This is a genomic window from Actinomadura sp. (genome assembly GCF_044508335.1).
GTDB lineage: Bacteria > Actinomycetota > Actinomycetes > Streptosporangiales > Streptosporangiaceae > Spirillospora.
Window position 1 is genome coordinate 1 of record NZ_JBIQHY010000180.1, and the last position, 9791, is coordinate 9791.

General features: G+C 72.1%; 9 protein-coding genes. 3 read left to right on the forward strand and 6 right to left on the reverse strand.

The features are described from left to right. The 4 genes from ACIWVC_RS33090 to ACIWVC_RS33105 all read right to left on the reverse strand — a co-directional run. On the reverse strand, nucleotides 1-494 hold a 494-nt coding region (locus tag ACIWVC_RS33090), incomplete at its 3' end, for a carbohydrate ABC transporter permease (protein ID WP_396455048.1). Continuing rightward, nucleotides 494-1432, reverse strand: a complete 939-nt coding sequence (locus tag ACIWVC_RS33095) for a carbohydrate ABC transporter permease (protein WP_396445482.1) — start codon at nucleotides 1430-1432, stop codon at nucleotides 494-496. The genes ACIWVC_RS33095 and ACIWVC_RS33090, both read right to left, overlap by 1 nt. Nucleotides 1433-1445: 13 nt before the next feature. Further along, on the reverse strand, nucleotides 1446-2813 hold the full coding sequence (locus ACIWVC_RS33100) for an extracellular solute-binding protein (protein ID WP_396445481.1): 1368 nt from the start codon (nucleotides 2811-2813) through the stop codon (nucleotides 1446-1448). 315 nt (nucleotides 2814-3128) lie between these two features. Then, a complete protein-coding gene (locus tag ACIWVC_RS33105; RefSeq protein ID WP_396445480.1) occupies nucleotides 3129-4112 on the reverse strand; it encodes a hypothetical protein in 984 nt (327 codons plus the stop codon). 186 nt (nucleotides 4113-4298) lie between these two features. Here ACIWVC_RS33105 and ACIWVC_RS33110 point away from each other — a divergent pair, with 186 nt between their 5' ends. Next, on the forward strand, nucleotides 4299-5339 hold the full coding sequence (locus ACIWVC_RS33110) for a hypothetical protein (RefSeq protein ID WP_396455049.1): 1041 nt from the start codon (nucleotides 4299-4301) through the stop codon (nucleotides 5337-5339). A gap of 42 nt (nucleotides 5340-5381) precedes the next feature. On the opposite strand, the gene ACIWVC_RS33115 is transcribed toward ACIWVC_RS33110, so the two are convergent. Further along, a complete protein-coding gene (locus tag ACIWVC_RS33115) occupies nucleotides 5382-5540 on the reverse strand; it encodes a DUF6243 family protein (protein WP_396445478.1) in 159 nt (52 codons plus the stop codon). A gap of 282 nt (nucleotides 5541-5822) precedes the next feature. Here ACIWVC_RS33115 and ACIWVC_RS33120 point away from each other — a divergent pair, with 282 nt between their 5' ends. Further along, nucleotides 5823-6893 (forward strand): quinone-dependent dihydroorotate dehydrogenase, encoded by a 1071-nt coding sequence (locus ACIWVC_RS33120; protein WP_396455050.1) that lies wholly within the window; start codon nucleotides 5823-5825, stop codon nucleotides 6891-6893. A gap of 70 nt (nucleotides 6894-6963) precedes the next feature. Continuing rightward, entirely contained in the window at nucleotides 6964-8214 is a 1251-nt protein-coding gene (locus tag ACIWVC_RS33125) for a sodium:proton exchanger (RefSeq protein ID WP_396445476.1), read from the forward strand. Here the strand turns inward: ACIWVC_RS33125 and ACIWVC_RS33130 are convergent. Next, a complete protein-coding gene (locus ACIWVC_RS33130; protein WP_396445475.1) occupies nucleotides 8207-9634 on the reverse strand; it encodes a methyltransferase in 1428 nt (475 codons plus the stop codon). The two genes, ACIWVC_RS33125 and ACIWVC_RS33130, sit on opposite strands and share 8 nt — an antisense overlap. Nucleotides 9635-9791: the final 157 nt, after the last annotated feature.

Genomic DNA, 9791 nt, shown 5'->3' on the forward strand with positions numbered 1-9791 from the left:
TCCCACGGGATCTCGCGGAAGAACGCCGACAGCGTCCAGATCGCGAGCGGCAGCGCGAACGAGATGTACGGGATGATCAGGCCCGGCCAGGTGTCGTACAGGCCGACGTTGCGCCACAGGTCGAACAGCGGCCCGACCAGCGACACCACCGGGAACATCGCGATGGCCAGCGCGAACGACAGGATGATCTTCTTGCCGGGGAACTCCAGCCGGGCGATCGCGTAGGCGACGAGCGTCGCGAACACCACCCCGATGAACGTGGCGATCAGCGAGATGCCGATCGAGTTGATCAGCGCCGAGGTGAACAGGTCGGTCTTGAAGACCGTCTCGTAGTTGTCCCACGTCCAGTCCTGCGGGAAGAACCCCTGGACGTTGCCGATCTCGCTGGGCGTCTTGAACGACAGCATCACGATCCACAGGATCGGGAACGCCGTCCACACCAGGATGAGCACCGAGGCGACGATCCACAGCGACTTCGAACGCGTCGACTCCATCAGCGGTCACCTCGCACTTGGGACAGGTCCACCCGGAACCCCTTGATGAACACGGCCGCGATCAGCACCACCGACAGGAACAGCAGCACCCCGACCGCGTTGCCGAGGCCGAGCTCCGTCCGGGTGATGATCTGCTGGTAGGTCAGGAACGACAGCACCTGCGTCTTCTCCTGGCCGGACGTCATGATGAAGACGTTGTCGAAGATCCGCCACGCGTCCAGCGTCCGGAAGAGCACCGCGACGAGGATGGCGGCCTTCATGTTCGGGATCGTGACCCGCTTCAGCCGCTGCCACGCCGTCGCGCCGTCCACCGTGGCGGCCTCGCCGAGGTCGCGCGGCACCTGCGCCAGCCCGGCGAGCAGCAGCAGCGACACGAACGGCGTCGTCTTCCAGATCTCCGACAGGACGATCACGAACAGCGCCGACCAGCGGTCGGAGAACCAGGAGTAGTCGCCGAGGCCGAACCACGAGTTCACGAACCCCGACTGCACGTCGAAGGCGTACTTCCACGCGAACGCCGAGATGACCGTGACGATGCCGTAGGGCAGCAGGATCGCGGTCCGCACCGTCCTCCTGCCGAACACCGCGCGGTGCATCACCATGGCCAGCGCGAAGCCGATGACCAGCTCCACGCCGACCGTCACCACCGTGATGATCAGGGTGGTGAGGACCGTCTGCCAGAACAGCGGGTCCGACAGCGCCGTCCCGTAGTTGGCGAGGCCGACGAAGCGCCGGTCGTCCGGCGCGGTGATCCGGTAGCTGAACAGCGACTGGTAGACCGCGTTGATCAGCGGGTAGGCGGTGACCAGCAGCATCACCACCACGGCGGGCGCCGACAGCAGCAGCCCCAGCCTGCGCTCGGCCCGGCTGCGGTCGGAGATCTCCGCCTGGGCGGGGGCACCGGCGGGACGCTTCAGCGCCGTGTCTGCGGACGTCATCCGAACACCTCCGTTAGAGCAGGGCCTTGCCTTGCAGGACCTCGCGGACGAATTCGGCGGACCTCCGCGGCGTGGTCGCCGGGTTCACCGACGCCGGCGGGTGCCACCGGTTCTGGATGGCGCCGGACACGTCCGCGTAGTACGGCGTGGCCGGGCGCGGCGCCGCGGCGGCGATGGAGTCCCGCATGAGCGGGGCCATCGGGAACTCCTTGAGGACGTCCGGGTCGTCGAAGATCGCCGGGCGGGCGGCGACGTTGCCCTCGTCGAGCATGTACCGCTTCATGTTCGCCGGCGAGGTGATGCAGCGGACGGCCTCCACCGCGAGGTCGTCGCGGTGCTTGCCGTACGCGCCGATCCCGATCTCGATGCCGCCGAACGGCGGCTTGCTCTCCTGCTGCGGGTTCACCCGCGGGTACCTGGCCCAGCCGAGGTCGCCGACGATGCTCTTGTCGATGGCGCCCGCCTCGGCGTCGCCCTTCTCGGCCCGCCACACATAGCCCCAGTTGAGCAGGAACCCGCCCCGCGGCCCGTTGATCGTCGCGCGGGACTGCTCCTCGATGTCGGTGGACAGCGTCGGGCTCGCCGCCGACGACCGGGCCAGCTTCGAGATGATCGCCGCGGCCTCCTTGCCGGCCGGCGAGTCGATGTCGATGGTGGCCTCGTCGCCCTTCTCGGCGTCGCTGATGATCCGGCCGCCGGCGGACGCGATCAGCGAGTTGATCCACACCATGTAGCCCTCGTACCGGTTGCCCTGGACGCCGATCGTGGTGTTGGTGCGGATGGCCGCGTCGATCAGCTGGTCCCAGGTGAAGTCGGGCGCGGTGGGGTCGATCCCCGCCTTCTGCGCCACCGACTTGCGGTACCAGAGCAGCTGGGTGTTGGCCCAGAACGGCGCCGCGTAGAGCTTGCCCTCCCACGTCGAGCTCTGCACCGCCGTCTGGAACACGCCATCCGTCAGGGGCGCGGCCTCACTCGGGGTGAACGGGCGCAGGAACCCGGCGTTGGCGGCCTCCGGCACGAACACCGGGTCGAGGCTCATCAGGTCGAGCCCGGAGTCCTTGGCCGCGAGCCGCCTGATCAGCTGCTCGCGCTGCTGCGTCGCGTCGCTCGGCAGCAGGGCCGTCTCGATCCGGTACTTGCCGCCCGCGGCGTCGGTGCACGACTTCGCGATGGCCGCCTGGCCGCCGTTGTCGGGGTTGATGTACCAGGTGAGCTTGGGCGTCCCGCCGCCGCCCCCGCACCCGGCGAGCCCGCCGGCGAGCACCGCCGCCGCGACCGCCGCCCCGGCGCGCCTCGGCGGCCCGTGCCGCCCGGTCGCCCTGCCCCGCCGCCGAGCACGTCCCGGCGCGTCCGCCTCCACTCGTCCGAGTCGCTCGACCATGCGGGCCTCCCGAAGCCTCCCACCAGGCTGCGAGCACTTCCGCGGGCCGCACCCCCGGCGGGAACGGACCTCCATTCGAACACCGCACCCGAAAGCTGTCGAGATACGAAAAAGCAAAGGTACGGACAACATCAGCCCCAGAGGCCGCCCATTTCACGGCGGCCCCATTCCATCCCGGAATCGGGCGGCGAACTCTCCGGACGGCTGCTTCTCCGTTGTCTCCGCGGCGCTCGTGGAGCGCATGAAGAAGGCGCGGAGGGTTCGCGGACCCCGACCGACCCGCGATGCCTCCGCGCCTTCGCCTGTGCGGGGCGGCTAGTAGCCGCCGCCCGCGCCGTAGCCGCCACCGGTGCCGGTGCCGGTGCCGGTTCCCGTGCCGGTGTTCGTGCCGGCGGCCTTCTTGCCGGTCGGCGTGGTCGCCCACCAGACCCCGCCGACGCCCTGGCCGTTCGTGTCACCGGGCTGCCGGTCCTCGGCGTAGTAGTACATGGGCCAGCCGTTGACGGTGAGCTGGCACTTGCCGTCGTCCTTGCGCTCGATGAAGTTGACGACTTTTCGGCTGACGCCTTCGAGCTTGAGTTTCTTCCAGCCCTTGAAGACGGCCGGCGGCCACGCCTTCTTGCACTTGCCGAAGCAATTGGTCGTCGGCGGCTTGTCGGTGTCCTTGTCGAAGCGGTAGAGGGTCCGGCCATTGCCGTCGGTCAAGATCAGGCCGAGTTCCGGGTCGTTCTTCGCCTTGATGACCGTCCAGCCCTTCCAGCGCTTGTCGGTCGCCTGCTTGACCGGGACGGCCTTCTTGCCCGTCGGGGCCGCGGCGTACCAGGTGCCGCCCACGCCCTGGCCCTTCACGTCGCCGGGGCTCTGGTCCTTGGCGAAGCGGTACAGCGGCCAGCCGCCGAGCGTGACCTGCCACGTCCCGTCCGGCCGCTTCACCTTGCCGACCAGCGACTGCCGCACCCCCTCGACCTTGGTCTCCCCCGTGCCGGCGACCGCGGGCGGCCACGCCTTGGCGCACGCGTCGACGCAGGTGGACGCGGGCGGGCGCGCGGTGTCGTTGTCGAACCGGTACAGCGTCATGCCGTTCCCGTCCGTGACGACCCGGCCCAGCTTCGAGACGCTGGCGACCTCCAGCGCGGTCGGTGCGGCGGCGGGCACGTCGGCGGCCGGCGCGGCCGGCGGCTTCGCGCCCGCGGCGGTGTTCTGCTTCGCCCCGGGCCGCTCCTGCCCGCAGGCGCTCAGCACGAGTCCCGTCGCGGCGAAGGCGGCCACGACGGGGATCGCCCAGCGTGGGAATTTCATCTGTCCTCCAGGTCGTCAGGGCCCGGTCTCCGGTTCCGGTCCCGTACGTCGATCCAGGTCGAGCTGCCGCACCGCTCTGCCGGATCGACGAGGAGTACGGTGAGCCGCGCGGAAGGGTTCAAGCCCGGGAACCGGACGCCGGTGCGGCGGGTCCAAGCGGGGCGAGGACCGGCGAGGAAGGCAGCGGTGACCGGGGACGAGCCTGCGGGCGGCACGATCGACCTGAGCAAGCAGCCGGTTCCGGAGCGGCCCGGCCCGGCCTGGATCGTGGTCCCGGCCCGGGTCATCGCGCTGATCGTGGTGCTGCCGCTGCGCCTCGTCCACGACCTGCTGGTGGCGATCGGGCGGGGCGTGCGGGCGGGCTGGCTGCGGCTGATGCGCGCGCAGGGGCGGCTCGCCCGGTTCATCGGGCGGATGCTGCGCGCCGCCGGGCTCGCGGTCCACGGATGGCTGCTCGCACCGCTCGGCCGGCTGATCGCGGCGGTCGGGCGCGGAATCGGCGCGCTGCTGAACCTGCTCGTCCTGCGGCCGCTGCGCTGGCTCGCCGTCGTAGTGATCCTGGGGCTCCTGCGCCTGTTCGGACGCGGCGCGAGATGGGTCGGCCGATGGCTCTACCGTGCGCTGCTGGTTCCCATCGGCCGGATGCTGGAGTTCGTCCTGCTCCGTCCCCTGCGGGCGCTGAGGCGGGGGCTGGCGTGGCTGCTGTCCGCCGCCTGGCGCGGGATCGTGCTCCTGATCGGCGTTCTCGTGGTCGTCCCGGCCGTGCTGGTGTGGCGGTACGTCCTGCGCCCGCCGCTGCTCGCGCTCGCCTGGCTGGGACGCGGCGCCCTGACCGTTCTCGCCGCGTTCATCGGCGCCCTCGCGGCCGGGCTGGTCTGGTCATGGCGGCTGCTCGGGCGGGTCTTCGGATGGCTGGGACGCGTGCTGTTCGTCATCCCGGCACGGGCTTTGTGGCGGTACGTCCTGGCCCCGGTGGCCGCGGGCGTCGCCGGTGCGTGGCGGCTCGCGTCCCGCGTCCTGCGGTGGCTCTGGCGGACGCTCGTCGTCGTCCCCGTCCGGGTCGTGATCGTCGCCCCGGCCCGCTGGGTGCGGGCGAGCGTGCTGCGTCCGCTGCGGGACCTGTGGCGGACGTCGGTGTGCGAACCGCTCGCCGCCGCCCGCCGGACGATGCGGCAGGCGAGCCGGGACGTGCGCCTCACCCTCCGCCGCGCCTTCCGCGGACGGTGAAAGGCCGCGCCCGCCCCCGAGGGGGCCGGCGCGGCCTCCGCGCTATTCGCCGCGTTCGGTGCCGGCGCGCTGCTCGGCGCGTTCGCGCATCCTCCTGAGCAGCTCCTTCTTCTGGGCGGCCGGGTCGCCGGCGGCGCCGCGGGACTGCGCCCGCCCGCCGCGCAGCTCGCCGCGCGACAGCTTCCTGCGCTGACCGCCCACGCTGGACACTTCCCGTCGGCCGCGGCCCTTGGACATGGTGTTCTCCCGTTCGGCTGGGTGTGCTCGGTCGCCTGCACCCAGGTCCGGCCGCACGGGAGCGTGCAGCTCAGGCGCGCATCGCGTCCCGGCCGGACCCGGCCGGGAAACGCTCGCGGTACACGCGCTTCGGGGTGGGCCGCCACATGGTGGCGGCGAGATCGATCAGCATGCGGGCCAGGCTAGGCACCGCCTCGGGGGTCCTCAACGGGTTTTCGCCGGGGGCGGCCTGAGATACTCGCGGTGATGTATCGACTCCTGTTCTCACTGGTCATCTCCCGCGTCCCGGCGGAGACCGCGCACCACCTGACGTTGCGGGCGCTGCGCGGGATCCAGTCCGTGCCGGGGCTGGCGCCGCTGCTGCGCCAGCTGCTCGCGCCCCGCGACCCGGGGCTCGCCGTGCACGCGCTCGGGCTGGACTTCCCGAGCCCGCTCGGGCTCGCCGCCGGGTTCGACAAGGACGCCGTCGCCTACGAGGCGCTCGGCGCGTTCGGGTTCGGCCACGTCGAGGTCGGGACGGTGACCGGGCGCCCGCAGCCCGGCAACCCGCGCCCCCGGCTGTTCCGGCTCCCGCTCGACCGGGCGCTCATCAACCGGATGGGCTTCAACAACGAGGGCTCCGCGGCCGCCGCCCGCCGGCTGCGCGGCCGCCGCGCCGGGACCATCGTCGGCGTGAACATCGGCAAGACGAAGGTCGTCCCGGAGGCGTCGGCCGCCGCCGACTACGTGTCGAGCACCGAGCGGCTCGCCCCCTACGCCGACTACCTGGTCGTCAACGTCAGCTCGCCGAACACGCCCGGCCTGCGCGACCTCCAGGCCGTCGAGCATCTCCGGCCGCTGCTGACGGCCGTCCGCGAGGCCGCCGACCGGGTGTCGCCGCGCCGCGTCCCGCTGCTGGTCAAGATCGCGCCGGACCTGGCGGACGACGACGTCGACGCGGTCGCCGACCTCGCCCTCGACCTCGGCCTGGACGGCATCATCGCGACCAACACCACCGTCGGCCGGGACGCGCTGCTCAGCCCGCCCGCCCTCGTCAAGGAGACCGGCGGGCTGTCCGGCGCGCCGCTGAAGGAGCGGTCCCTGGAGGTCCTGCGGCGGCTGCGCGCCCGCACCGGCGGGCGGCTCACGCTGGTCTCGGTCGGCGGCGTCGAGACCGCCGACGACGTGTGGGAGCGCATCCGCGCCGGGGCCTCCCTCGTCCAGGGCTACACCGGCATGATCTACGGCGGCCCGCTCTGGGCGCATCGCGTCAACCGCGCGCTCTCCCGGCGCCTCCGCGAGAGCACCTTCCGCACCCTGGACGAGGCCCGCCGCTGACGCGGCGGCTTTGCCGGTTGGTTGCCCTCCCCGGCCGCATCGGGCCGGGCGTGCGGGGCACGGTGCACGTATGGCCGGCGAGTCGATCCCCCGCAGGACGCTGCTCGTCCGGATCGCGCTGGCGCTGCTGCTCGCGCTCCCCGCGATCGTGACGCGGGCCGGCGGGTTCGAGCCGCCCGCGGTCGCCGCCATGGCCGTCTTCGGCTTCGGCGTCCTGGCGGCGGCGATCCTGCTCATGTGGGCGGTGGAGACCGCGCGCGCCGACATGTCGGGGGCGCTCGCGCTCGCGCTGCTCGCGCTCATCGCGGTGCTGCCCGAGTACGCCGTCGACCTCTACTACGCCTACGCCGCCGGGACCAGACCCCAATACGCCGGCTACGCGGCCGCGAACATGACGGGCGCGAACCGGCTGCTCGTCGGGGTCGGCTGGGCGCTGGTGGCGCTGGCGTTCGCGCTCGGCGTCCGCCGCGTCTCCGGGCGCGCCGGCGGCGGGCGGGGCAGGCACGCGGCGCGCCGGACCGGCCGGCGGGAGGTGCGGCTGACCCCGCTGCACCGCATCGAGCTGGGCTTCCTCGCGCTCGCCGCCGTCCTCGGCTTCATCCCCGCGCTGGCCGCCGAGATCGGGTGGTACATCTCCGTCGTCCTGATCGCGCTCTACGCCCTCTACATCGTGCGGATCTCCCGGGACCGCCAGGAGGACGTCGAGGAGCTCGCCGGCGTCCCCGCCCGCCTGGTGAGGCTGCCGAAACGGCGGCGGCGCCTCATGACGGCGCTCGGGTTCGCGCTCGGCGCGGTCATCGTGCTGGCGTCGGCGAGCCCGTTCGCGGACGCCCTGGTGGAGGCGGGCCAGGCCATCGGCATCGACGAGTTCCTCCTCGTGCAGTGGCTGGCGCCGCTCGCGTCGGAGGCGCCGGAGCTGCTCGTCGCCGCGATGTTCGCGTGGCGGCTCCGGGACGCCGACGCGATCGGGACGCTGCTGTCCAGCAAGGTCAACCAGTGGACGCTGCTGATCGGCACGCTGCCGCTCGCCTACCGGCTCGGCGGCGGCGACTGGGCCCTGCCGCTGGACTCCCGGCAGACCGAGGAGGTGCTGCTGACCGCCGCGCAGACCGTCCTCGGCCTGGCGTTCCTCATCGACCTGGTCTTCAAGCGGTGGGAGGCGGCGGTGCTGTTCGCGCTGTTCGCGGTGCAGTTCGTCCTGCCGAGCGAGACCGCCCGCCTCGTCCTGTCGGGCGTCTACCTGGCGATCGGCTTCTCCGTGCTGATCGCGCGCCACCGCGACCTGGGCGCGTCGATGGCGACGGTCGTCCGCACTAGATGAAGAAGCCGTCCGCGATCAGCTCCGGCAGGACGGCGTCCGCGTGCGCCCGCACCTGCTCGGCGTCCGCACCCGTCAGCCGGGCGATCGCGTCGAGCAGCGGATCAAGCGGCAGGGTGCCGTCGCAGACCCCGGCGAGGCCCGCCTCCACCGTCCCGACCCCGGCCGCGCGGCGCAGCCGCCCCGTCTGCCGCAGGACGATCCGCTCCGGGTCCTCGGCGCCGGGCGGACCGATCTGCTCCTGCACGAGCCCGGGCGCCGCCGCAAGCACTTTTCCACAGCTTGTGGAAAACTCTGCCCCCTTCTTCAACCCGTCCATGACGTCCTCGACGTAGGCGCCGACGGGCTCCTCGACGGCGTGCCGCAACTCCTCGACCCGGACCACGGGCCGCTCGCTCCGCCGCAAGGTGATCCACCCGAACCCGACGCCCGCGACCCCCCGCCGCTCGAAGTAGTCGAGCCACGCGTCGTACCGCGCCCGGTACTCGGGCGTCCCGGCTTCGCACGAATCCCGCAGCCACAACTCGGCGTACTCCGCCGGATCCTGGACGTCCCGCTGCACGATCCAGGCGTCGCACCCGTCCACCCAGCCGCCGACGCGCTCCTCCCAGGCAACCCCGTCGATATGCAGCCAATTGGCCAGGAGCTGGCAATATCCGCCCTCACGCAGATACTGCGACGCCTGCCCGACGAGCATCCGGCAGAAGTCGTCTCCCGCCATCCCGGACTCCCGGTAGGTGAACCGAGGCCCTTCCTCCGGCGCCACCACGAACGGCGGATTCGACACGATCAGATCGAACCGCCGTCCCCGAACCGGCTCCAGCAACGACCCCCGCAACAGCTCCGCGCCCTCCACACCGGAGAGCGCGAAACTCATCGCGGCCAACTCCAGTGCCCGCGGATTGACGTCCGTAGCCGTGACGCTCGCCCCGGGATTCCGGCCGGCTGCATGGATCGCCTGCACCCCGCACCCGGTCCCGAGATCGAGCAAGTTATCCACACCCCTGTGGACGACCAGCCGCGCAAGATTCCCGGACGCCCCGCCCGCCCCCACCACATGATCTTCACCGGGAAGCCGCCCCATCCCGGGCCGCACCTTGAGATCGGACACGACGTATCCGGCATGCCCCTGCCCACCGACGTCCTCCAACGGCTCAACCCGCAGAAGCGCCCGCATCTCCCCACCGGACACCTCGACGAGCCCGGCCGCCACCAACTCGTCCGCCATGCCATCGACCGGCACGGGCACCTGCAACCAGAACAACCGAGTCAGCACCTCAAGCGGCGACCCGCCCCGAGTGGCCCGCAACGCCGGCACGACCTCATCCCGAGCCAACGCCCCACCGGCAACGTCCCCCAACAACTCCCGCACCCCGGCAACGGTGTACCCGCCCGCAACCAACAACTCCCGCACCCGCCGCATCCGACTCACCCCTCAATCCTCCCGCAACCGACCCGACCGCCTCTCAGACGAGCCCATTTCACACACCCTCGACCCAGACCCGAGCCACAGCACCACCCGAAGCAACCACCACGGCCAGACCCGCCGAAAGCACTCAACACCCGCAGCGGGCATGCCC